Raw genomic sequence first — 25,271 nt, 5'->3', positions numbered from 1 at the left:
AGGGGGCATGGTAGGGTAAAATTATCCATTTATTGTGTGGCAGTGCATGAGCGTGCTATTTAAAGCTTATGCATGGGGCCACCAGCAGGGCTGCTGTCAGGCAGCACAGGCTCTGTCAGAGATTACAGGGCTGCAAAACTCACTTTAGATGCAGGTTTATTCCACTGATGACCAATATTCATTCTGAGAAGATCCTGATCCTTGACTTCGGATCACAGGTTACACAGCTGATTGCCCGCCGCGTAAGAGAGATCGGCGTATATTGCGAGATCTATCCTTTCGATGCCGATGTCGAGCGCATGAAGGAATTTGCTCCTCAGGGCATTATTCTCTCGGGCAGTCCTGAGTCCACCACCGAGGAAGGCTCACCACGTGCTCCAGAGTGGGTATTTGAGGCCGGTGTTCCTGTCCTTGGTATCTGCTACGGTCTGCAGACCATGTCTGTGCAGCTGGGCGGTAAAGTTGAGGGCTCTGACAAGCGCGAATATGGCTATGCTGCCATGGATGTAGTTGCATCCTGCCCGCTCTTTGACGGCCTTACCGATCACGAAGGAGCCAGCCGTCTGGACGTCTGGATGAGCCATGGTGACAAGGTTACTGCCGTCCCTGAAGGCTTTGTAACCGTAGGTTCCACCGACACCTGTCCATATGCTGCTGTCTATGATGAAAAGCGCCGTTTCTTTGGTGTTCAGTTCCACCCTGAGGTAACTCACTCAAAGCAGGGCGGTGAATTCCTGCGCCGTTTTGTTATCGATGTCTGCGGCCTGCACGGCCTGTGGTCTTCAGGTGCCATTATCGATGACGCCGTAGAGCGCATTCGTGCCCAGGTGGGCAGCTCCAAAGTGCTGCTGGGACTGTCTGGTGGTGTTGATTCATCTGTTACCGCTCTGCTGCTGCACAAGGCCATTGGCGATCAGCTGGTCTGTGTGTTTGTAGATAACGGTCTTCTGCGTCTTAATGAGGGTCAGCAGGTTAAGGAGATGTTCTCCGGCCTTGGTCTGAACATTGTCTATGCTGATGCCAGCGAGCGCTTCTTAAAGGCTCTTGAGGGTATTTCCGACCCTGAGGCCAAGCGTAAGGCTATCGGCCACACCTTCATTGATGTCTTTGCCGATGAAGCCCGCAAGCTCGACGGCGTTGACTTCCTGGCTCAGGGCACTATTTACCCTGACGTGGTTGAGTCTGCCCAGACCAAGTGTGGCAAGGCTCATGTCATCAAGTCCCACCACAATGTAGGCGGTCTGCCAGAGGACCTCAAGTTCAAGCTTGTTGAGCCTCTGCGTGAGCTCTTCAAGGACGAGGTACGCCGTATTGGTGTTGAGCTGGGCCTGCCAGTCAAGATGGTACAGCGCCACCCATTCCCAGGTCCTGGTCTTGGTGTCCGTGTTCTTGGTGAGGTTAAGAAGGAGTATCTGGATCTGCTGCGCCAGGCTGATGCTATCTTTATGGAAGAGCTCAATTCAAGTGGCTGGTATGACCAGGTAAGCCAGGCCTTTACTGTCTTCCTGCCAGTGCGCTCAGTGGGTGTTATGGGTGATGGCCGCCGCTACGACTATGTGGTCTGTCTGCGTGCAGTAAAGACCATCGACTTCATGACTGCCAAGTGGGCCGAGCTGCCATATGATCTTCTTGGCCGCATTTCCAACCGCATCATCAATGAGGTCAATGGTATTTCCCGCGTCTGTTACGACGTTTCCGGCAAGCCACCAGCAACTATTGAGTGGGAGTAATTCCCATCTGTCTGCAGCATGAGTGTTCCATGATGCCTCTACCTCTGGTGCTCAGGTGCCCCATGTAGCACTGATCATGCTGCAGCACGTAAATACAGCAGGCCCGGTCTTCTGTCGCTGCTGTGAGTCTCAGGCTCACAAAGGCTTCAGGACCGGGTCTTGCTGTATTTAGAACACAGGGCCTGAGTGCAGATTAAGGCTGATCCTGGCCTGCGACCATGTGCTGTGGTTACGTGGCGTATGAGGTGATCTGCCAACAGGCTCTTATGCTTATCTGGCTGAATTATCAACAAAGCTGTGGTTATGCTGCTTATTGCAGCTGTCATATATTGTCACCTGAGGGGGTTATATGGAGCAGTATCTTTCATACTGAGAGGCATACAGGTGATGATGCGGTACTCATGGGGTACTCTGATGCGCAACGTGCCTATGCAATTTCTGTCCTGGAGCGGTACTTTAGCTGTAAAGGGCAGAATCATGCCACAATTTTCTGGTCTGCAATGCGCCCTTATGTCATCGCAAACAGCTGTTCCCGGGCTGTTTGAAGCTCTGCAGATTTACGTTACAGCTCACCCCCGATTTCAATGGCTGCTCATATAGCCATGAGCCTTATCATTCCCCTGGAAGCTGTAGACCTGGCAGTGGCTGCAAAGCTGTATTCACTGTGCTCTCACCCTGGCCTTGCTTCGGCATATGGCCCAGATTTCAGCATGTTGCTCCATCCAATGGGTATTCTTACCTCTCTTCAGCCCTGTGCTTGCCCGGGCTTTTTTGTACACTTCCTTCCCGTCTTTTCCCTGCCCAGGTCCCGGGGCGCTGATTCCTGTGTTTTTCTGCCTTGAGTGCTTTTTAAAGCACGCCTGCCCGCCTTGTTTATGTCTGCAGTGCATCCTGCCGGCTCGCCGTCCGCTATTCATGCCCTACTGGGCGAATGACGGCCGTCCGGGATGAATGATCGCCGAGCGTGCCGAATGCCTGCCAAAAGTGATGAATGCTGACCATTCGGGCTGCATGCTGACAGGACCTTCTGTCTGATGTTCAGTATGGTGATCTGCTTATGTCTTATGCAGTCAGCTCATCAGTTTTATCAGCTTATGTGATGAAGCTCACTTCACTTTTATAACTTTTCTTAATGAGACAAAACTATACTGTGATGGTGACTGATATATCTGCAGCAGTAATGTATGTATTCATCTGCTTGCAGGCAGATCATGATGGTCACATGCCAGATGTCTGTAATAATCAGGGATCATGCTGCCTCAGAGATAAGATTGTTGATGTGCACATAGTGCTTATGCACCATGACATTGACATGCTTTGAGGCCATCAGTTTCTTGATGATCTGCCCTGTGCTATGGGCGCTGGTTCTTTTCAATGCCTTGCCATGCCGGCCTCAGACAGGCTGTGCGGGGCCATGCCAGGCCATGCCGGGACATGCATGGCTGAACCTGGCATGCCAGTACAGTACCAGGCGTGGTTATTTCTGTTGTCATGTTGTTATCTGGAGGCAGATTATGGGGATGAGTGAGCTGATGTTGCCTGAGTTTGATGCTCTGAGTGATGAGCGTCGTCAGCAAATTATGGAGCTGATTGCACAGCACACCGGGGTCCGGCTGCTGCGTATTGAGCGCTTTGAGCGCTGGGGCCGCAGCTGCACTACCGGTGTTTTTGAGGCTCACGGCCGTGAAATGGTACTGGTTCCGGGAGCTGAGGTTACTCTGGGCTGGGATCACTTTGAGCAGGGCCTTGATGAAGATACCACTGAAGAGCTGAACTGTGTCATGGATGAGTATGAGATTGACTGCTCCATACCTGAGCTGTTGGCTCAGGGCATGACTGCTGTACGTTCTTTCACCGCACCTCCGCTGCTGGTGGCCCGCCGATATGAGCCTCTGGGCTGGGAGGAGGTCGATGTTAACGACAAACGTATCCTGCCAAAGTGGAGGAGCAGCCTCAGGCAGCTTGAAAAAGATCATGACAGACGTAGCATTGAAATTCACAAGACGGTACGTTTTGAAAAGAAAGGAGATCAGATCAGGGCATTTCTGGCCCATGAGGTCACCTTAAAGGAGCTCAAAGAGCTGTTGAGCCGTCAGGGCTTTACCATGGCTACGGCTGACGAGTGGGCATGGCTGTGCGGAGGTGGATGCCGCACATTATTTGCCTGTGGTGATTACTTTACATCTGACATGTGTATTAAGTACTTCAAAGAGGATGGTGACGATCGTCCTTATACCCTTGAGGAGCCTAACTTTTTTGGCCTGTCCATAGGCTATGACCCGTACCAGTATGAGCTGGTAGACGCAGAGGAAAGAACAGTATGCGGAGGTGACGGCGGCTGCAATATCTGCGGTGGTCTTGGTCCTTATATGGGTTATCTGCCGGCCTCACCCCATGCCCGTCCTCAGGTAAAAGGTGGTCAGCAGCTCAATATCAACTTTGACTTCTGCCGTCCTGTTATCAGGCTTGATGACCTTAAGCTTTAACCACCAGCCATTGCCCGGTTTCTGTACCTGTCATATCGTCTCAGGATAAAGTATGCTGCCAGTCTGCAGCGGCCGGGCTGTCAAATTCTGGTGTGCTGGCGTACCTGTCCCCGGCAGGTTGATCAGGCTGATCTTCCCCCGGCAGATCGACCTGGCAGGCCTGCCCCGCAGGTCTGCCCCGGCAGGTTGACCCCTCCCCGGCAGGCTGGACCCGGCTGGGCGGGCAGTTATAAAGCTTTGAAACAGCCGCTGTCACAGGTCCAGGGGCATCTTTGATTTTTTGTGTAAGCTAAGGAGATTTTATGAGTGTATCGACTCAATGGCTGGAAAAGTATGAGGCCATAAAGGAGAGCCTGCGCTGCAGGACAGATCTGGACTCCTATTTCACCCAGGAGCAGATAAAAGGGGTCAGACTTGGAAAGGTAGATCTGGGCATGGTGCGTTTTCCTTCTGGAAAGGTCATTGCCTGCGATCCATTTATCGAGCTTGAAGATGTTCAGCCATTTATTCAGAGTATTGAGCCGGGCAGCTATAAGGTTGATCTGTGCATTGCTCTGTATGAGCAATGGGGAAATCGCTGTGCCTGTGCCCGACTGCTTGTTTCTGATGAAAAGCCGGTGCGTTATGAAATGGCCATGACCGGTCAGGAAAATCTTGATGAGGAGTTTGATCCTGATGAGAATGCCATTTTCGGTTTTGGCGTGGATGCCGGTATGGCCTGTATTGCTGATGCCGGAGTGCAGCCTGCCTTCAGCGCCTGGTGGGGTAAGCGTCTTGAGGAGGACGACAGCATCGATCCTTACAATGATCTCTTCTGCGATCTGCTGGAGGAGAGCGTCCGTAACATGCCTCAGTATCAGACAGAGGGTGGAGACTGGGTCAAGTGGGAGGTGCCTGACAGCGACTGTGATCTGCCTGTGTTCGCCTCAGGATTTGGTGACGGATATTATGCGGTTTATTTTGGTTACGATGCCGGCGGCAAAGTCTGCGCAGTTTACGTCCATTTTATCGACCTTTACGAGGATGATGAAGAGGACAGTGATGACTGATACCGGGCGGGCGGCAGCCTGACAGAGTCAGGTCAGCAGGTAAGTACTCTTACTGGCCAAAGGGCATCAGATTCAGGTCGCCATAAGCACTGTACCGCAGTGAAGACATCAGGCGCGATGACCTCAATGTGCAGATAAGACAGCCATAATGAATACAGCTGGCGCGATGACCTCAACGGGCAGATAAGACAGCCATAATGAATACAGCTGGCGCAATGACCCCAATGGGCAGATAAGACAGCCATAATCGTAGTGCTGCATCAACCTTTATGGTCAGCTGGATGTCTGCCTGGTCTAACCCCCTGGTCTTACCGGGCAGATTGGGGCCAGGTACGCCCCTGGCCCGGGCCGAGGCAGGGGATTGACATGCTCAGTCCATGGTCTGGCAGGGCCTGGGTGTTTCGGGGCGACCAGGCAGCGGGGCGTATGATTGCTGGTAAATACAGGCAGGCCGGGCAGGAGCGCATGCCCTGATGGGCATGAACGGCTGTGCATTTGGTCTCAATGACATACAGATCTGAGGCTGGTAAGCACTTCAGAGCGTATTGAGAATATTAAACATTCGGGAGTTGTTATGACACTTGCAGAAAAGTTGCGCAAACTTAATGATGAGGGCTGGTATCAGCGAGTTATTGATAAGGTAGAGGCCCTTGACGAGAACGAACGTACTCCTGAAGTTGATATGGAGATGGTCAGTGCCCTGAACAATCTGGCTGAGCCTGATGATACTGAGATGATTCGAAAGTCATTTGATCTTCTTATCAGGCATCAGGATTACTTCAAGGATGACAAGGACTGGAACTTCAGAATGGGCTTTGCTCTGTGCTATATGGACAGAGAGGGTCGTGCCCTGCCTTTTCTCAGAAAAGCCATGGAGCTTGCCACTGAGGACAAGGAAGACATAGGTGATGCAATCGGTTCATGCATGCGCACCATTTCCATGCCAAGTGACAGAAAACCATTCATAGAGACTGTGGTGTCTGTATGGCAGGATTTTGAGAAGCATGAAGCCCGCCTGCGCGAGCTGCTTTCAGGTGATGTTGTCGGCAATGAAGCATCTCATGGTGATCTGGCTGAGATGATTGAGGAGATCTTTGCCCCTGTCTTTGCGGAAAATATTTTCTTAAGGTCAGGAGTTGACGGCAAATGCAATCTTTATCTTTCAGCAGGTGGACGAAGGGACATACTGTTTGTAAGAAAGTACCTCAAGGATCACGCCCCTGAGTCAGTGCTGAAAAACTGGAATGTTCATGTGGGACGCCCGGCTGAAGATGGCATGAAGCTGATGGTCGAAGGTGTTCAGATTGAGGCCTCTGACGTGCAGGTAAGCATTGAACCTGATGGAAAGCGCTTTAATCTGAACATCTACTGTGAAAAGATGGCTGGTATTGATGAACTTGATGACGATGCTTATCAAAGCCTGCTCTCAACATACATGGAAGGCACACTGGGTGAATTCAACTGCTTTGCCTGGCTTGATGATGTCAACTGCACCAGAGAGCCTCTGAGCGGTTACAGCGTATCTCTTAATGCCGTGAGGGACACCATTATTGGAATGGGCGGTACTGAGTATGCAGATGCAGATGAATATCTGGAGAACTGCTATTCAGTTTACAAGGCCGATCCTGAAAAGGATCCTGAGGCCCCATGGCGTCTTGATACCATGATTGGCATGAGCAATCTTGGAGAACTTATTTCATGCTACATGCACAATGATGTCACCCTGGTGGAGAGCCTGCGTCTTGCCGGCATTACTGCAGGATTTATCTGTATCAGGCTTCCTGAGGCCCAGCGCAGTGGAGCTGATGACGAAGAACAGAAAGATGCTGATTTTGAGCGCGTCCTGAAGCTGCGTGAGAGCTTTGAAAAGACCCTTGGGGAGCTTGCAGATGAGCACGTTCTTACCATTACCGGTCATGCCATAGGCCTGTACTGGCTGTATATCGATTTTCTTGCCTGGAATTCTGATGTGGCCATGGAAGCTTTCCATGACTGCGCTGTCATTCTTGGACTGGAAACTGTCCTTGTCAAGACATGGTACGGTGACAGTCAGGCCATCAGGGTCTGGGAGGAGGGCGAGAAGCCTGAGGTCGATCCTGAGACCGGATCCCTGCTGTCTGAGGATGATATTGAGCTGCTGCACAGCTTTTATGATGATTCAACCGGTTACTTTGCCAAAGCCGCAGCCTGGATTCAGGACTTTGTCAAACAGGGCGTAGATGAGGAGAGATTCACCGACGAACAGGCAAAGCGTGATCTTACTCTGGCTCTTGAGTACTCATATGCCCTGAATAATATGGGCCGCTATGAGGCTTACTGCAGTGTAGCCAAATGGATGCCTTTTTCCCGCTGTAATGCCTCAGGATGCGGTACCTGGTTCTACCGCTACTCTGTAGCTCTCATGTTTAAGGGGCAGCTGGAGAAGGCGCTGGAAATTGCTGAGGAGGGAACGGCAGAGGAACCTGACTATCCATGGATATGGCTGCAGGTGGGCAAGCTGCGCGCTCATTTTGGTAAAAAGGATGAGGCTCTTGAAGCTGTTGAGCGCGGTCTGCAGCTGGTACCTGGTGACAGAGAATTTACTGATCTGCGCAGAGAAATTGAGCAGGGCAGCTCCATAGAAAAGATGGAGTTCCACTGGATCAACAGTGAGCAAGACAGCCAGCTGCAGAGCATGGATGAAAAGGACAGGGAGTTTATTGATAAAAAGCGCAGCATCTCCTGTATCCGTACTGATGAGGAGGGCCTGAAGCGTTTCTGGGAGATTATGGGGACAAGACCTGCCGGCTGGCGTTTTGATGGCAGAGACTGGGTAATGCCATGGACAAGTGGTGACCTGCGTTTTGAAATCCTGTGGCGTATGAGTGAAGGTGCTCTTTCTCATCTGGATGAAAGATGGCTCAGAAACTTTAAGGACTCCCTTGATAAGGGTACCTGGAACGTCTATGAGCACCCTGAAAATGGCAGCCTGAATCTGTCCATCATGCTGGTAAGGATTGATGGATCAATGAGACTTGCCTACCTCAGTGAGGACAGGGAAAAGAGTGGCGGCTTTGATGTAAGGGCGGACGGAAGTATCGATGAAGATACATACTGGCAGCCAGGGGAAAATTCTGATGAGCAGGACGGCAAGGTTCCTGTGCCAGTGGTATACGACACTGATCAGATGAAGATTCTTGAGGCTCACATAGACAAATACTTTGGTGACTCGTCTAATGTCTTCCATGAAATCTTCTCTCCTGACATTCATGTGGATCTGTACATTGTGGAACCGACACCGGAGCGCAATTTTTACACAATTGTGACCATGGGAATGGGGGCAAGGCCTATGGATGTTCCAGAGGAGCTTGCCGAACATAAACTTGAGCGTGCCGAGCTTGTTATCTGCCTGCCTCCTGACTGGAAAGTAGAAAACGAAGACATGCAAAATGAGCGCTGGTACTGGCCATTCCGTCTGCTCAAGGTACTGGCACGTATGCCAGTCACCTGTGATACCTGGCTGGGCTGGGGCCATACCATTGATAATCAGGAGCCATACTGTAAACAGACTAAACTCAGTGCCGCCATCCTTACTGGTGTGGTCTGCGCTGCTGACGGTGCACATCTGTGCAAACTCAGTGATACTGAGGAGGTCAATTTCTATCAGGTTATGCCTCTGTACGCTGACGAGATGGAATACAAGGTTAACAATGATGCTGAAGCACTTCTTGACAGGATGGCTGATGTTGATTTCATTGTTGATATGGACAGACCTTCGGTCATTGGCGGTGAAAAGAAGAAGTCACGCCGTGGCCGCCGTGGTCCTTCATACCGCAGCTAACTGATCTCCAGGGCTCTGCGGCAACCGCTGCAGCAGCGCCAGCAACCTCAGCTGCTGCACACTCAGTACAGCAGCGGCTCCATAAGCTGCAGTGGCAAGTTCCGCTGCAGTGGCCAGCGCCACCGCTGTCGTCCTGGTGTGGGGCATGGGGCAAACGCTGCAGTGGCCAGCGCCGCTGCAGTCGTCCTGGTGTGAGCCATGGGGCGAGCACTGCTGTGGCCGGGACGGTTAGTCGTAGTGAATATAAATAATTCGTTGTAATACATTTTAGAAAGCGCCTTATTCTGCTTAGAGATAAGGCGCTTTTTTGATCATGCACTAATGGCCTGAGCAAGTCCGGGTTCTCTTTTAGAAAAATTCTTCGTACTCTTCTTCCTTCTGACTGTCGTCAAAGTTGATGCTGGAGACATAGGCAGAGCTGTCAGCTGATCCTGCAGGTGGTACTTCATCCATGTTTTGGTCTTTGGTACTGGATTTTGGCTTTCTGTTTGCCTGCTTTGCTCCAGATGCTCCTGCTGCATTGCCTGCAGAACCGGATGCTGTTCTGGAGGATGACAGGCCACTTGATAATTTGCTCTGAACATCTGAGATGCTCATACCCTGCATGTAGCTTATGGTATCTGAAGATGAGGTGTCAGCCGGGGATGGTGAAGACCATGGAGAGCTGCCGCTGTCAGCGCCCGCACCTGTCATAAAGGCAGAAGACAGGCCTGAGCCCGATGGCTGATCTGTCGGTCCATTAGCCTGGGAATATGTGCTCTGAGCAAGGGCCGATGTGTTCTGAGTCTGGGCAGATGTGCTCTGAGCCTGGGCTGGTGTATTCTGGGACTGAGCTGATGAGGCCATGGCTGAGGCGCTTTGAGCGGCAGCCTCCTTTGCTGCATCATCCTCTGGTGCAGATAAAGCAGGGCCTGAGCTGTCAGCAGCAGAGCATTCCTCGCTCTGGTCCCCCATAACACTGTCGCAGCCATCACCATGTGCTGAGCTGAACCTTGCGATCATGGAGCGCTCGTGCTCAAGTTCCTGGCGCAGCTCAGGATCATATTGCACCGCGTCCTCAAGCAGCATTATCAGGCGCGCAGCCTCATTTTTCCTCAGGGTTACACCTTTTTTCATGTGACTGTGATCATCAGACCACACTCTGAGATCGTATTTGGGGGCATTGTTGTTCCAGGAGACCAGACACAGCTCATTTCGCCATCCTGTATTCTGATTGGCTGAAAGAAAGCCGAAGCACTTGACGATTTCAAAGACAAGATCAGGCTTTTCTCTGTCACCATAGTTTCCGGAGCGCTCATAATTGCGATCGTTCTGTCCTGGTCCGCCCCAGGAGCCTCGGTCATTGCTGCGTCCGCGTCCTGCGCCTTGCCAGTTGCGTCCTCTACCATATCGACGTTCATAGCCGCCACTGCTGCCATTGCGACCATAAGCCTGACTGTTGCTGCCCTTCCAGCTGTTATTGCGCTCATAATTTCTCTGATCGCCAGCATAATAGTGATTTTGCCCGCTGTCTGAGTCACCATACTGCTGAGCTGCCCCACTGGATCCCCCAGCGCCTTCCATGCCGTACTTGTGTAATGGACTGCATCCTGACGACGCTTCAGGAGAGCCACAGGAAATATAAGTGTCCTGCTCATGAGCATATCTGTCATGTCCCAGCTGTGATGACAATGTCTCTGCCTGCTGGTGCAGGTTGTCCATACTGTCCATACCGAACTTGAACAGAGGTGGGCAGGCACATTCCTGCATGCCCTGTAATGACTGAGCATGCTTAGCAGCCGCTCCGCCGCAACTGCCCAATGGTCCCCCAGCTGTTACTGAGGCGGCAGTTTCCATATAAGCACTACTTGTCATGCCCATGTCAGCATCCTTACCAAAGGATATCTGTGTCTCATCGCCCGCATCATCATTCACAATAATCTCAGCTGCCATGTCCGCGCTGAAGGTGTTGTCCACGCAGCAGTCCCCGTATACTCCAGCACAAGGGCTGACTCCGGCTGCCCTGGCTGTCAGGGCAGTGCCAGCTGTCTGACTTATACCTGTAGACATGGCTATAGGGGCGCCCCTGGCTGCCATGGCTGTCAGGGCAGTGCCAGCTGTCTGACTTATACCTGTAGACATGGCCATAGGGGCTTTCATGGCTGAACGGTCAGCACTGGAGCGGCATGAGGCTGCAGAAATTGCAGTCCTGTCAGCCATCTCTGTACCGACAGCGGCTGCCACAGCCTCAAGCACAGCCTGATGAGGGTCACGGTCAAGGTCGTATACCTGTATGCTGGAGTTAAGGTTTGCCATAGTATTTTCCTCGGGATGGGTACCGTCAGTACACCACATGTCTGTCTGCTAATCAGAGCATGACAGTTTCAGGCAGGTCAGAACCTGAAACTGTCCCTGGCAGCATCAGTCACAGTCACGTAACCGTTGCTGTGCTTTCAGTATGCGCAAAAATCTTCCCGGTTAAAAATATCTGGCCCTTAACTGTAACCCTCCCCTGGCAGAGCTCGGCTGCCCTGACCTGCCATGCGCTGCACTGCACAAAACTGCACTGAGCAGCGCTACCTTATCCTGATGCTGTCTTGAACACCTTGACCTTCTGTCAGAGTATTGCTGCTGTCACTGTGGGGTGAGCCACTTATCTGGCAGCTTGAGCTCAGGTAAACAGTATCTGTCTTAAGGTATAGAGGTAAGGGCAAGGTACTGGCAATGGATAAAGGTACTATGGCCGTGGCTCCCACTGCCAGGTACTTATGAGTGATGAAACAGTGGCGCGTTGGATGGATGGATGGATGGATGGATAGATAGATAGATATAGAGAGAGTGTGTGTGCCTGCCAGTGGCTGTAATCTTCACAAAGCAGGCTTGAAGCTATGAGTACTGGCATATATCAGGTAGGGGAGCTGCAGCTCACTTGTTATGGTAACTGTCATGTGCTGATGACGAAGCATACGTGCCAGTAGAGATATGGAATCGTGCCTCATGCAATGGATTGAGGCAATGTCAGGGAGTGGGCAAGCATGCCATGCTGGCAGGCGCAGTCTATGAGGGTGCAGGCTGGCTGTGAGGTCAGGCACTGTAAAGGAGCAGGCAATCCTGCCATACATGCAGCTGTCATGTAGCGGGCAAGCCTGCCATGCGTGCAGGTAGCTGTCTTTGAGCAGGCAAGTCGACCATGGGGTCTGGCCGTTATCAGGGAGTTGGACATGGGGGGATGATGGCCGGCTGTCAGGGAGAGGGCAGGGGCTATTAGCATATCTGTGCTAACAGGCACATATGTGATGGGCATATAGTGAGCCGGCAGAGATCAGGATAATTTGCGATATTGTTCAGAAAGTGGATCTCAATTGCTGCAGCCCCTGTCTTTATCCTGTCTCTGGGCTGTCTTTATCCTGTGTTTTGCCTGTCTTAGTCCTGTTTATTGCCTGTTAATATAGTTCTGTAATCGCAGCTTAAATCTGTTGTATCAGATCTCCAGCCGCCTGTTTTGAACAGGCTGAACTTACTGTCTGCCCAGCTCATTACTGTCCTTTTGTTCTTATGGTTAATCGGGGCTGCTTTTGAGTGTATTTTTACCGTTTTATTTTCAGTTTATTTTTGCGGGGCAGATGAGGTTGGGGCGGGCGCCGACATGTCGTCAGGTCAACAGGCTGTCAGGTTGTCAGGTTAACAGATCAGGCAGTGTCAGTTATATGCTTTAGCCTCTGCTATCAGGCAGTATGGCTTTTGATAATCGACTTTGAGGTTTCTGTGGAAGACCTCCTGTCATGTGCTCATATAATGACTGTTGCTGTGCACTATTTGGATGATTCAATGTGCACCAATTTGATGCATATTATTATCCGTATACTGTGCCAGCGCCGGGGTAAGTGTTACGTGCCTGTATACTTGTCTGTATACGTGCCGTCATCATGGTGGACCAGGGGCCTTACCATGGGCCGGGCACCGGTCACGGACTTGACTTTTGACAGTGTCAAAGAGCTCTCGCAGACTGTAAATACGGGTTGTTCTGTCCTGAAATGGAGCCATGCGGGAATTTTAACTGTTTTGTGAGAATTGACGACATGACTGGACATTTCACTGTGTTAATATGCACAACTGCACGTAAGTTCAGTATTTGCGGCACTGTCCTCTGCCTGGGCAGGTGCCTGTATCGCCGGACAGCCCCTTTGTGCGGTGAGCGTTGGCATCAGTCAGTTCACTGTCAGTCTGCGTTACAGTTAAGTTAATTCTGATAAAAATAACACACATGCTGAATTATAGCGGGAGCAGGCTCTGACCCGAAACCTGTTAGAGCAGATCAATAAACAAGGAATAACAATATGTATCCTGAGATTGTGCCTGTGAAGGGCAATATCGAGTTAATACAGAACTCGGGAATTCAATTTGTTGACTACGACGTAATTGCCGACTGGCAAACAGAAGACAAGTACAGCGTTATAAACCGCATTAAAAAGGGATACTTTCAGGAGGGGGAAGATTCATCCTTAGTCAGACTCGTTCCTGAAATGAACTCTGATAAAGGCATGTACAACCCTTTTGAAAAAGGTGTTGAAGTCAACGACGCCCGTATCACCATGGATATGGCCACCTCACTTGAGCTTTATGACGGCCTGTGGTTCCCTGTCCCATACGTTAACTCCACCAAGCCAAATGGTCCTGATGCCCTGCCTACCAACTGGGTACGTGCCCGTATTGTACGAGTTACTGATAAAGATGCTATTGAGGATTGCAAGAGGCGTAACAGTCAGTACGATCATCTCGAAACTGAGGACATTGTCTGTGATCCCCTCAAGGATATCCCACGTGACCGTGACTATGTTTTCAGTGTCGATGAAAGAACAAGCAAGCCTTGTTATTACCGCGTAGTGCTCGCTTTTGATACTGCTACCCAGGAGAATGATTCCCTTGGCTACTTCGCTCCTACAGAGGAGGATGTTGAGGCCGGTCATCCTTTTGAGATGGCATACAGTGCTGATAAATATGCAGATTTTATCTACTCTCACTCTGAGGCCGGTCAAAGCGGAGCTGATCCTTCCAGTTCACGTAATAACTGGATCTGGGAGTGGTCTGAAAAAATCTTCAAAGACCTCTACAGAGAACGTATCAGAGCCAGAATCGATGACAAGAGCTTTGATAAGCTGCTTAAAGAGAAGCAGCATCATCTTCATTTTCTCAATGTGCTGGCCTTTATCGGTCTTATGGTAAAGCCTCAGCCGGTTCACATTAACTCCAACAAGATTGCCTGCGCACCTGTAGTGCGCTCCAAGGATATTGGCGTCTCTCTGGTTCTTGATATTGGCAATGCCCGTTCCTGCGCCATCATGGTCGAGGAAAATTCTGACAGCACTGCTCAGGATGATGACTTTTCCAATTCCTACCCTCTGCAGATCAGAGATCTCAATGCCCCTGAGAAAGTCTATGAAGGACCTTTCACCAGCCGTGTTGAGTTTACCCGTGCCAATTTCGACTATGACAGTACTTCAGCACGTTCAGGACGCAATAATGCATTCGGCTGGCCGTCCATGGTGCGGGTGGGCAAGGAGGCTGATAATCTGGCTTCACGTCGTGAGGGCAGTGAGGGCATGTCCGGAATGGTGTCACCAAAGCGCTATATCTGGAGTACAGATCCTAATGACAGTGCTGACTGGGTATTTAACAGCAACTCCTATCAGACAGAGAGTGCCACTATTGATGGCCGACTTAACAGGATAAGAGAACGTGCCTATCTGAGCAGTATTGGCTCCTTTTTCACCAGCGAAGGCAAGGCTGTCTTTGCTCTGGACGACAAGACTCTGAGCAACAGAGAGATTATGGAGTCAAGGTTCTCAAACAGCTCCATGATGACCTTTATGATTATTGAGATCATCATGCATGCTCTTACTCAGATGAATTCCGTATCTCAGCGTACCAGCCAAGGGCGGGGGCAGGCTGCAGGGTCGCCACGCTATCTTAAGTCCATCATTCTTACTACTCCTCCATGCATGAGCGCTGAAGAGCGTGAGCTGTATCGTGGCTGTGTTTACGAGGCTGTAGGCGCGCTGTGGAAGGCTCTGGGTTATGACCAAACTGCCAGTGTCGAGTTCAAGAGCAATGCTGTCTTAAAGGCAGAAGCTGAAGAAAGTGACCAGGAACAGCAGAGATTCATCTATCCTCAGTTCCCTGAGGTCGAAATGGGCTGGAACGAGGCTGAGGCCGGCCAGGTAGTCTATATCTACAATGAGACCCAGAAAACATTCAAGGGCCGCTGCAAGGACTTCATTAGGTCAATGCGTCGCTCAGTCAGTGGCAACAGAATTGGTGAGCGTCTGGTAGAGGAAGGACGCAATGGCAGAGAGCTGATTTCAGCCCGTTTTGCCACTCTGGATATTGGTGGCGGAACTACCGATCTGGTGGTCAAGGACTACTCTTTTATCAAAGATGCTGAGGAGTTCAGCGAGGATATCCAGCCGCGCGAAATTTACAATGATGGAATGAAGATTGCCGGCGACGACATTCTTTATGATCTGATCAGAAACTGCATTCTGCCAAGAATATCCGAGGTTCTTGAAAGCAATCCTGACATTGACCATGAAAAGCCTATGATGGCTCTGGTTGGTCAGGATAAGCAGAACAGGATGATGAGAATCCGCTTTGTTCATCAGATTCTGGCCAGACTGGCTTTCAAGATTCTCTATCATTTGGAGCATCTGGATCCTGAGGCTACTTCGCTTGTTATCACTGCTACTGTCCGTGAGTTCCTGGAGGACAAAGAGGTCAACAGCTCTCTGCCTGCAAATGTGGATCGCATGGGAGCATTTGAGCTTCCTTCTCCTGAGGTGGAGCGCTTTGTAAACAGCACTGTAGGTGAGTTTGTTAAAGGCTTCTCTATCATGGACATGACCATGAGCTTTGACATTGCCGCCATTAACAGGGCTATCAGCAATGACAGTGGTCGTTTTGATATCTGCCGTGCTCTGAACAAGTTCTGCGAGATCATTACTGCATTCAATGTTGATCTGCTGATGCTCACCGGCCGCTCTTCCAGGATTCCTGGTATCAGAACCTTCTTTATGCAGCGGTTGAACATTCCGTCCTCACGCATTATTAACATGCATGCTTACAGATGCGATAAATGGTATCCATTTAACCGTAATGGCAACTTCATAGGTGACCCTAAGACCACTGCATCTGTAGGAGCCCTGATCAGCCATATGAAGCTGGGGCTGAACAAGTTCCCTAACTTCAGGTTCAACTCGGCCCCATCAGTCAATGTCAACACTGCTCATTATGTCGGCATTATGACCAAGAACTTTATCCGTAATGAGTCAGTACTTTACAGGTACACCATTGACCAGTCCTCTCAGGAGGTTTTTGAGGGGACCGGTGATGCCGAAAGCCGCTTCAAGGCAGTAGGAGAGGCCAGGAACGGGTTTAATCTTAAGCTTCCGGTACAGCTGGGTACACGTGTACTTTCAGATCCATCGGTTCAGGCTGCACCTCTGTACAAGGTGGTCTTCCTTAAGGAGCCGGACAGGGTTGGCAGAGTACAGCAGGCCCGTCTGTTAAGGTACAAGTCTCTTGACAGCGCTTCGGTTCAGGATCTTTTCAAAGACATGGAGAGCAAAAAAGCCAAAGAGAAGCTTAATGACGCCCTGGAGCTGGCAGCAAAGATTGAGCAGCTGAAAAACAGCGCATCCTCTGAGGTTGCTGATTCTGATGTTGAGGCATTCAAAAACCAGCGTACCAATGAGCTTAAATCGGCTCTTTGGGAGGACTGTCTGCAGGAAGTAGGTGACTGGAGCAAGTTCTATACTGCGCCTGCTGAGGCTAAGAAAGGCTTATTTGGTGGTGTCAGTAAGAAGGAGCAGGAGCGCTTCGATACTGAAAAGGCAGCGGCTGAACAAAAGGCTATACAACTGCAGTATCAGGCTGCGAATGACAAGTATAATAGCCTTATTGCTGAAAAGGTTACTGCAGTGGTCGAGCGAGAAGCCCTGGAGCGTGGTACTTCTTTACGTACTCAGGCAGGAAATGAGGCTGAGATGCTTGAGTATGATCTCATGGACATTCTTGACAGTGCTCTTGAGGAAAATATCAAGTATGTACGTGATGATGTTGCTGAGACTATTGCGGAACTTAATCCTAAGCTGCAGTCCGGACGAGATGGACTTAAGGCCAGGATCAAGTGCATTGGCGGTGAGAACAGTCCTTACCCTCTGCACTTCATCAGAACTCTCAACAACAGGCGTACCATTCACTATGTGGATACCTTTGATATTGAGTCAGTAGAGCTGCTGTCAGACGGTCGCGACTACAAAGATTACTTTAAGTTAATGCTCTGGACCGTTGAAAACGATGCTCCTGATTTCTTTATGAACACTGGAACCATCTCAATTTCAGGTACACGCGCAGTTAACAAGCTGTAATTTCATCCGGCCCGCCGCTGTGCGCGGGCCTTTGCAGGAATAAAGAATAATGCAAAAGGAACTGATTAATGCAGCTTACGCTGCTCAAATGGCCGGAGTATGGCTTGATCGCAACAGAGGTTTGGAGTCTGATTTAAATGACCTGGCTCCGGAGCTCATTGCAGATCTGGCACGTGCAGCTGAATCTGCCGAAAACAATTCATTTAATATCAATCCTAACTCAACTGTAGCTGTTTTCGGTCCTTCTCAGGCCGGTAAGAGTCATCTTATTTCCGCCATGGCAGCCGATGAGAACGGTCAGCTGCTGACCCACTGGGATAACCAGGAAATTAACTTCATTACCCATGTCAATCCTCCTGGTGGCGGTACTGAGGCTACCGGCCTGGTAACCCGACTCACCCGTGGCAAGTCTGACTGTCCGGCAGGCTTTCCGGTCAAGCTCAAGGTCTTTAAAGAGATTGAACTGGCCATGATACTGGTCAACTCTTTCTACAGTGACTTTAACCCGTCTGAGATCCGCCTTGCTACTGATCGCTCAATCTATGTCAATCACCTCAGAGGTCTGAGCTCTTATGTAGACCAGAAGGCACGTGAGCTTTACCGCAGCTATCCGGCAGAAGCTCTCAAAGAGCTTGAGACTGCCGGTGCCGGTGGTCAGGTTATGAATCTTTCTGCCATCAACTCCTTTGATGTTCTGGCAGGCCGTGAGGTCAATGTTAACGGAGCATCAGAGTTTAACTACATCAGCCCTGATGACGTGGTCAATCTGGCTGATTATGTAAAGGACAACTCAGGTGGCAAGATTGATGGCTGGGATGATATGCAGGAGTTCTGGGAGCTGCTGCGTGATATGCTGCCATTTATGAATCTGGAGGGCCGTGTCAAAGCCCTGGGCATTCTTTGGAACAACTCATATCTGTTTAATGAGACTTTCAGGAAGCTGGCCTCCACTCTGCTTACCTTTGAGGGCCATACCTGTGTCTATGCTCCTCGTGAAAGCTGCATAACACAGAACGCGGAGGGTGTATGGGAGCAGCGCTCTGGCGGCACCATTATTGACGTAACCAAGCTCAATATGATCTTCAAGAATGAAGATCCTATGATCTGCGCTCTGGCTTCACCGCGCAATGGCGCTGTCGGTGATGATGCGACTGACCGTACTGTGGTAAAGCAGGTTGGAGTAAATACCTATCTGCTGGGCTCTCTTTCCTACGAGATGGTGTTTATTCTGGAGGGCAACAGCAAACTGGATGCCTTTGATATTCTTGATCTGCCTGGTGCCAGAAGTCGTCAGAAGCTTTCTTTGAAAGCGATTGAAGAGAAGTGCAGGCCTTTCATTGATGACTACAATTCAGCCGATGAGTCAGGTGCCAAGACTGCTTTTGAGTTTTTACGCCGTGGCAAGGTAGCCTATCTGTTTGACCGCTACTCCAATAAAAGGGAAATGGATCAGCTGCTGCTGTGTATTTCCGCTGACAAACAGCAGGAGGTCAACGAGCTCAATCCTATTATGAACAGCTGGGTTGACAAGAATGTGGGCGCTACAGCTGAGCTGCGCCACAACTTCAACTACAACCCTCTGACTGTAGCCTGTACCAGATTTGATGCCTATCTTATTAACCAGTTGACCAATATCAGAAATGGTGTACCTGTAACCATTACCGATGCTACCAGCAAGACTCTGGACTTCCTCAAGATGAGTTCCTGGTTCCTCAACTGGGATTCAGGCAAGTGCTTCAACCGCGTCTTCCTGGTGCGTAAGCCACGCATTGGCAAGGAGTTCAATGCCTGGTTTGAGTTTGCCGAGGATGGTAAGACCGAACTTAAGATTGCTGATAACGATGTAGACAAGATCGAAACAATCAAAAACAGCATTCTGGAATGTAAGGACTTCGTCAATGCCATTGGTGAGGACAAGATTAATAAAGTTGTAGACAATTTCCTTGAGGTCAATAACGGCGGCGCCGCATTAATTGCTGATTCCATAAAGAGCAATGCTCTTGATCAGAAGAAGCGTACTGAGATGAAAGCTGACGAAGTCAAAACAGATCTGCAGAATGTAATTTCCCGTCTGTCCCTCTTTGCCAGAAGAGAAGGCGCCGAGGCTATGGAAAAGGCAGCTGCAGAAAGCCGCAAGGTAGCTCTTGGTCTGATGCAATGTAATCTCATTTACCCTTGCTTTGGCCATATGCGCTCGCTGCTTGAGCTTGCATGGGGCACCATGGAGAAGTGCTACCGCGACGCCGGCGGTTCCGGTTCCCGCATTGATGGCTTTATTCAGGCTGTAAGCCGTGCTTATCTTGATAATCTCAACGGCCTGTGCCGTAAGGGCAATCAGCGTCTGGCCAATCTGGTCTACCTCATTTGCGATAATTATGAGAAGCATGAGCTCAAGAATTTCTCTGATAATGAGGATGAGTACCGCGAGGCATTCTCTTTCTGCTGGAATGAGACTGAAAAGCGTTTCAAGACCGTAGATGAGTTCAGAAACGATGTCTTTGCGCTCTTCAACAGCATCTTCAATGAGATAGGCAAGGCCTTTAACTCTCAGCAGGTACGTATCAAATACTATATGTATCAGATGCTCAAGGACAACCAGAGCTCAGCTTCCATTGGCGCTGATGATGAAATGATGCTCTTCATCAATGTCATGAGCATGGTTATCAGCGATTTCAACCTTTATCTGGGCACCAATCTGCTGCCTGATGATGAGGAGAAGGAGCGCTTTGCTTCTGAAGTATCTCCAAAGATGGGTAAGTCCAAGGCTCTGGAGCGTAAGGAACTGGCCGAGTTTGCAGCTGTCCAGGCCCGCAGATCCGGTATTCTGGGCAGGGACAACGGCCCGGTCAACAGCTGTGTTCTTTATGAAAAGCATGTCAGCATGGAAAGCTATAAGCAGGATCGTGATGTTTTCTGCCAGCAGGTAGCACGGGACGAAAACTGGGCACTGCCAATGCTCACTGAAGAGAGCACCGGTAATTTTGAGTTCCGTCTCATCAGTGATTTTGTCTCGGTTCTTTCCTATATGATGTGTAATGTAAACATTCATTCGGACAGCAAGTATCAGTTCTCATCTGAAGAGAACATGCTGCTGTGCAGAATTCTCAGCACCATGGAGAGGTGTGCCTAATGTCCGATTCAAATACCAAGGCTGTTGGAACCTATAAGAGTGAAGGGCCTGGCAAGGGTAATGTCACTGTAGAAGGTTTTATTCTGCAGCGTAATGCCAATAATCCAGATGACGGTATTTATATCAAGGTTATGCGTAAGGCAGCCTCAGATGAGCAGCCTCTGCGCTACTGGCCAAAGGAAGGCAATCTTGATAAGGATGGCTTTATCTTCATTCCAAAAAAACGCCTCCATCAGGAACGCCGCTCTCTGACCATTAATCTTGAGAGCGATGTTATCGATCCCATGGCATGGGCAGCCTCTGAAGAGTTTGTCCTTCGTATCAAGGGCAAGGATTACTCAAGCGGTGCTGATAAGCAGTTTGTTTATGAATTTGGCGTAGCCAACGGCAGCCATGATCGCTGTGTTACGGCCAGCTCATCAGTTCCTCTTGAAAAAGATGAAGAGGTTATTCCTGTGCAGCATGAGTCCAGTCCTAAGACTGAGCCAACTCGTGAGCCGGCCAGTGCTCCGGCAGCCGCCGCTGCCCTGTCAGGCGCTGCACCAGCAGCGGCTCCATCAGGAGCTGCGGTACCTCCAGTTCCGCCAGTGCCTCCAGCTTCACCTGTCCCTGAGCCTCCGGCAGCTCATCAGGCTCCCGCAGCAGCTGCTGCCGCGCCGGCCTCAGGCGGCAGCAACAAGATGATGATCATTGCTGCAGCTGCAATAGCCGGACTGGCTGTTCTGGGTGTGGGCGGTTATTTCCTTTGGAGCATGCTCAACGCCAAGCCTGAGTACAAGCCATGTGATCTGGGCGAGGCCGGCCGCACCGACAGCGAGATCATTTCAGGATGCCTTAGCAGCAAGCCTGCTGATGCCGATCTCCAGAATCTGCTTGCTCAGTCCATCAAGAATGAGCGCTGCGAGATTGTGCTGCGCCTGCTGCGCACCAAAGGCCGTGCTGCAGATGGTGGCAATTATGCCTACATCTATTCTGTTTATTCTGATCCATCCAGTCAGTACAGCAGCAAGTGCATCAGCAAGAGCGACTCCGATCATAAGTACTGGGCTGAGCGTCTCAAGGGCGACAAGAATTTCAATCCTGAGGCCGCTCAGAAAGTTCTTGAGCAGATTGCCCAATAACAGGCTAAACTGTCGTTCCTGTGCAGTGCAGTACATTGGAGATTTGAAAACAGATGCCTGTAGTTGATTCAACTGCCCGTTATAAGCACCTTGGTCCGGGCAGGGGCAAAATTGTCATTGAAAACTTCGACCCTGATTCAGTTATCGATGACTACAGAGACGGTCTTGATATTCTGGTTCTTGATCGTCATGAAAGACCGCTTGAGTTCTGGGAGTCACCAGCTGAGGACGATTTTTTGCGTATCGTTGCCAAAAATGCCCGCAAGAGAATACGCGAGTTTGAGTTCGAGGTTGATTCCACTGTGGTAAATCCCATGGCCAGTGATCTCAGCGGCGAGTACGTGCTCAAAATCAAAGGCAGGAATAATTACATTCTCCGTTTTGTGCTGACGGCAAGGCAGACTGAAGGGGGTCTGCCTGAGGCCAATACCACTTATTTCACCAATATAAAAAGGGAGCCTGCAGTCCAGACTCAAGGTATGGATGAGGGTTATCAGACAGAGGACCACAGACAATCCGGCCATGAGCAGGTCAGGCGTGAGCCTGACCATGGTGCTCATGCCCTTGCTTTTGATGAGGAAGCGCTGGAGCGCCGCCGCGTCAGAGGCAGTCGTATCATGATGGTTGTGGGGGTTCTCTGTGTCATTGGTCTGCTGGCCGGTGGCGCTCTCTTTGTTATGAACATTATTGAAAACAGGGTGATGTAAGTTTAATGCTGACAGTACGCCCATCAGCGCCCGCCCGTTGCAGGAGCCATGGCTGTCCCAGCCAGCCCTCCGGGCAGAGCAGGGGCGTGCGGGCGCTCTCAGCTTAACTGTATGGTGCTGCCGGGAACGCAGCAATATTTCGAGGAATTACACTGTGTTTAACAGCTTTTTTTCACCTGGCCGCAAGGCCGGTGCTTTGACTGCACTTGCCATGGCAGTTGCTATGGCTGTGACCTCAGGTCAGGCTGCAGCTGCTCAGAGCACTGATCGCAAGCCTTTACTGATGGAAGGCAAAACCACTTTATATCAGCGTGTGCTGTCCACACCAGCCTGTCTGCTGCACGAAAAGGCCGATGCCTCTGATGCCGGCCGCACTGTACCGGCCCTTAGCCAGTACTATGTATACGGCGAGCAGGGCAATATGTATGAAGTAGGCTCTGACTCCATTGGTACTGTTTCCGGCTTTATGAAAAAGGACTGTGCCGTACCATGGAAGATGCAGCTGGCCCTGATGTTTACCAATCCGGCCAACCGTAACCGTGCTCTTATTTTTGAGCAGGAAACTGCCCTTGATCAGATTATCGACAATGAGGACGGTGCTTCCCGTTATAAGAAACTTTACGATCAGGTAGCCAAGACCAAAACGGCCGATAATGTGATATCCATTGAGCCTGAGGAATATGTTGACTATCAGCAGAAATTCTATCTGCTGCCTATTCTCAACAGTGTTGAGAGCATGTATCCGGACGGCTCCCTGGTTTACAAGCACGAGATTGCTTCCATTACTGCCAAAGAGGCAGCTAATGCTGCAAGTGCAACAACTGCAGAAACTGCAGGCAGCTCAACTGCCGGCAGTGCCGGTTCCCAGGGATCTGCTGCTGGCAGCGGCACAGCTGCTGATGCTGGTACCAAGACGGCTGCAGCAGGCGCGGATAAGCCGCCGGCAGCCGGAGCTGATCCGGCCGCTCAGGCGGGCGACCCAACCATTGTAAGTTTCAAGTCAGCCGTAGTCTTTGTTATTGACTCCTCCATCTCAATGCGTCCATATATTGAGCGTACCAAGAAGGCTGTCAACAGCATTTACAAGAGCATTGAGTCAGCAGGCCTTAACGACAGCGTTCATTTCGGCCTGGTCTCTTTCCGTGCTGATACCCGTAAGGTACCTGGCCTTGAATACACCTCAAAAGTGTATCTGCGCCCTGGTGAAGCTTCTACAGCTGAAGAGTTCAACAAGAAGGTAGCCAGCCTGGATCAGGCCAAGGTTTCCTCCTCTCAGTTTGACGAAGATGCTTATGCCGGTATCGACATGGCCCTCAAGGAGGTTAACTGGAACGACTACGGCGGCCGTTACATAGTGCTGATTACCGATGCCGGTGCCATTGGCGGTTCTGATCGTGAAAGCTCCACCGGTCTTGATGCTGCTGCCCTGCGTATGGAAGCTGACCACTATGGCGCAGCTATCTACACCATGCACCTGCTGACCAGCTCCGGTAAGAAGACCCACAAGAAGGCTCGTGAGCAGTATGAGGATCTGAGCTTTAATCAGGTACTTAACAAGCCACTGTACTATCCAGTCAACGCAGGATCAGTAGAGTCATTTGGCTCCATGGTTGATACTCTGTCCCGCTCTCTTACCAATCAGGTGCAGCTGGCAACTCAGGGTATGATGGCCGCCGGTTCATCACTTTCAGCAACTGAAGAGCAGCCTGCAGAGCCAGCTCCTGAAAAGGCTACTCAGGAGCAGAACAATGCTCTGCAGGAAGACAGCCGCAAACTTGGTCTGGCCATGCAGCTTGCCTACCTTGGCCGCGTCAAGGGTACTGAGAGTCCTGAGTTCTTAAAGGGCTGGATGTATGACCGTGATGTTGATGACCATAACAAGCAGGTATGTGCTCCGGTAGTTCTGGTGAACCGCAATCAGCTCAGCGACCTTTACAATCTTGTAAATGGCGTACTACAGGCCGGTATTGCAGGTCAGCTTTCCAGTGAGGACATGTTTACTCAGCTGCAGGCTCTGGCAGCTCAGATGGGCCGTGATCCTTCACAGCTGTCAAAGAGCTCCTCCATTGGTGAAATGGGCATTATGGGTGAGCTGCTCGATGAGCTTCCTTACAAGTCCACCATTGCCTCAATGAATGTTGAGGACTGGAACAATATGGGCTCTCAGGAGCAGGAAGAGCGCGTCCGCGCCCTGGAAAACTCTCTGAAGTATATTCAGCACTGTGCTGGTGATAACGACCGCTTTATCCGCCTTAACGAAGATGCTGACAGCTCAGAGGAAGTTTACCCAATCCCTCTGGAGGCTCTGCCTTAACAGTACTGCGTGACGGGAGCAGCCCGGCGCATAAAATCAAGGGCCTGACAGATTTTTCTGTCAGGCCCTGCTGATTGATGGGGGTATGGTTTTTAATCCCGGCTTTGCCAGATGCGTTTTCAGGTCCTCAGTCACAGCCATAATTCCCTCCTTTCCTGCTGATTGATGGGGGTATGGTTTTTAATCCCGGCTTTGCCAGATGCGTTTTCAGGTCGCAGTCACAGCCATAATTCCCAATTTCCTGCTGATTGATAGGGGATATGGTTTTTAATCCCGGCTTTGCCAGATGCGTTTTCAGGTCGTCAGTCACAGCAATAAGGCCCTGCTTTCCTGCTGGTCCAAAGATGGCAGTTCTGTCCTGCCTTTACCTTGATATGGCTCTTTGCGCTTCCAGCTCAGGAGCAGGGTAATCATGACTGAATAAAACGCTGAAAATGGCGCATTAATGAGGAAAAAACTGTTGAAAAACAGCCTTTATTGCGCATCTGTGCTCAATTTTTTCACATTGTGAG

General features: G+C 50.5%; 10 protein-coding genes. 9 read left to right on the top strand and 1 reads right to left on the bottom strand.

The features are described from left to right. Positions 1-164: 164 nt before the first annotated feature. From guaA to MXE39_RS01900, 4 genes are all read left to right on the top strand, one after another. A complete protein-coding gene (gene guaA / locus MXE39_RS01915) occupies positions 165-1,730 on the top strand; it encodes a glutamine-hydrolyzing GMP synthase (RefSeq protein ID WP_246976847.1) in 1,566 nt (521 codons plus the stop codon). A 1,514-nt stretch (positions 1,731-3,244) separates the two neighbouring features. Continuing rightward, on the top strand, positions 3,245-4,216 hold the full coding sequence (locus MXE39_RS01910) for a hypothetical protein (protein WP_246976759.1): 972 nt from the start codon (positions 3,245-3,247) through the stop codon (positions 4,214-4,216). Positions 4,217-4,518: 302 nt separating this feature from the next. Continuing rightward, complete coding sequence (locus MXE39_RS01905) at positions 4,519-5,265, top strand: DUF4241 domain-containing protein (RefSeq protein ID WP_246976762.1); 747 nt, start codon at positions 4,519-4,521, stop codon at positions 5,263-5,265. A gap of 574 nt (positions 5,266-5,839) precedes the next feature. After that, positions 5,840-9,085: a suppressor of fused domain protein gene (locus MXE39_RS01900; RefSeq protein ID WP_246976765.1), complete on the top strand. Its 3,246-nt coding sequence runs from the start codon at positions 5,840-5,842 to the stop codon at positions 9,083-9,085. A 348-nt stretch (positions 9,086-9,433) separates the two neighbouring features. Here the strand turns inward: MXE39_RS01900 and MXE39_RS01895 are convergent, their stop codons facing one another. Then, positions 9,434-11,380 carry a PC4/YdbC family ssDNA-binding protein gene (locus MXE39_RS01895; RefSeq protein WP_246976768.1) on the bottom strand — a complete coding sequence of 649 codons (1,947 nt, stop codon included), beginning with the start codon at positions 11,378-11,380 and terminating at the stop codon, positions 9,434-9,436. Between the two features lie 2,021 nt (positions 11,381-13,401). Here MXE39_RS01895 and MXE39_RS01890 point away from each other — a divergent pair. The 5 genes from MXE39_RS01890 (at position 13,402) to MXE39_RS01870 (ending at position 24,759) form a co-directional block, all read left to right on the top strand. Further along, positions 13,402-17,487 carry a virulence factor SrfB gene (locus tag MXE39_RS01890; protein WP_246976771.1) on the top strand — a complete coding sequence of 1,362 codons (4,086 nt, stop codon included), beginning with the start codon at positions 13,402-13,404 and terminating at the stop codon, positions 17,485-17,487. Between the two features lie 49 nt (positions 17,488-17,536). Further along, on the top strand, positions 17,537-20,617 hold the full coding sequence (locus MXE39_RS01885) for a virulence factor SrfC family protein (protein WP_246976774.1): 3,081 nt from the start codon (positions 17,537-17,539) through the stop codon (positions 20,615-20,617). Beyond that, positions 20,617-21,738, top strand: a complete 1,122-nt coding sequence (locus MXE39_RS01880) for a hypothetical protein (RefSeq protein ID WP_246976777.1) — start codon at positions 20,617-20,619, stop codon at positions 21,736-21,738. The genes MXE39_RS01885 and MXE39_RS01880 overlap by 1 nt, the downstream gene beginning before the upstream one ends. A 53-nt stretch (positions 21,739-21,791) precedes the next feature. Further along, positions 21,792-22,445 (top strand): hypothetical protein, encoded by a 654-nt coding sequence (locus MXE39_RS01875; RefSeq protein ID WP_246976780.1) that lies wholly within the window; start codon positions 21,792-21,794, stop codon positions 22,443-22,445. Positions 22,446-22,599: 154 nt separating this feature from the next. Then, positions 22,600-24,759: a vWA domain-containing protein gene (locus tag MXE39_RS01870; protein WP_246976782.1), complete on the top strand. Its 2,160-nt coding sequence runs from the start codon at positions 22,600-22,602 to the stop codon at positions 24,757-24,759. Positions 24,760-25,271: the final 512 nt, after the last annotated feature.

The organism is Anaerobiospirillum sp. NML120511, assembly GCF_023050955.1.
Taxonomy (GTDB): Bacteria; Pseudomonadota; Gammaproteobacteria; order Enterobacterales; family Succinivibrionaceae; genus Anaerobiospirillum.
Note: the sequence above shows the minus strand (reverse complement) of the source record. Positions and strands in the feature narration are given on the sequence as shown.

What these genes read in the sequence shown, in the direction of transcription:
- MXE39_RS01910 (WP_246976759.1), top strand. Translation starts at nt 3,245, where the DNA reads ATGGGGATGAGTGAGCTGATGTTGCCTGAGTTTGATGCTCTGAGTGAT.
- MXE39_RS01905 (WP_246976762.1), top strand. Translation starts at nt 4,519, where the DNA reads ATGAGTGTATCGACTCAATGGCTGGAAAAGTATGAGGCCATAAAGGAG.
- MXE39_RS01900 (WP_246976765.1), top strand. Translation starts at nt 5,840, where the DNA reads ATGACACTTGCAGAAAAGTTGCGCAAACTTAATGATGAGGGCTGGTAT.
- MXE39_RS01895 (WP_246976768.1), bottom strand. Translation starts at nt 11,380, where the DNA reads ATGGCAAACCTTAACTCCAGCATACAGGTATACGACCTTGACCGTGAC.
- MXE39_RS01890 (WP_246976771.1), top strand. Translation starts at nt 13,402, where the DNA reads ATGTATCCTGAGATTGTGCCTGTGAAGGGCAATATCGAGTTAATACAG.
- MXE39_RS01885 (WP_246976774.1), top strand. Translation starts at nt 17,537, where the DNA reads ATGCAAAAGGAACTGATTAATGCAGCTTACGCTGCTCAAATGGCCGGA.
- MXE39_RS01880 (WP_246976777.1), top strand. Translation starts at nt 20,617, where the DNA reads ATGTCCGATTCAAATACCAAGGCTGTTGGAACCTATAAGAGTGAAGGG.
- MXE39_RS01875 (WP_246976780.1), top strand. Translation starts at nt 21,792, where the DNA reads ATGCCTGTAGTTGATTCAACTGCCCGTTATAAGCACCTTGGTCCGGGC.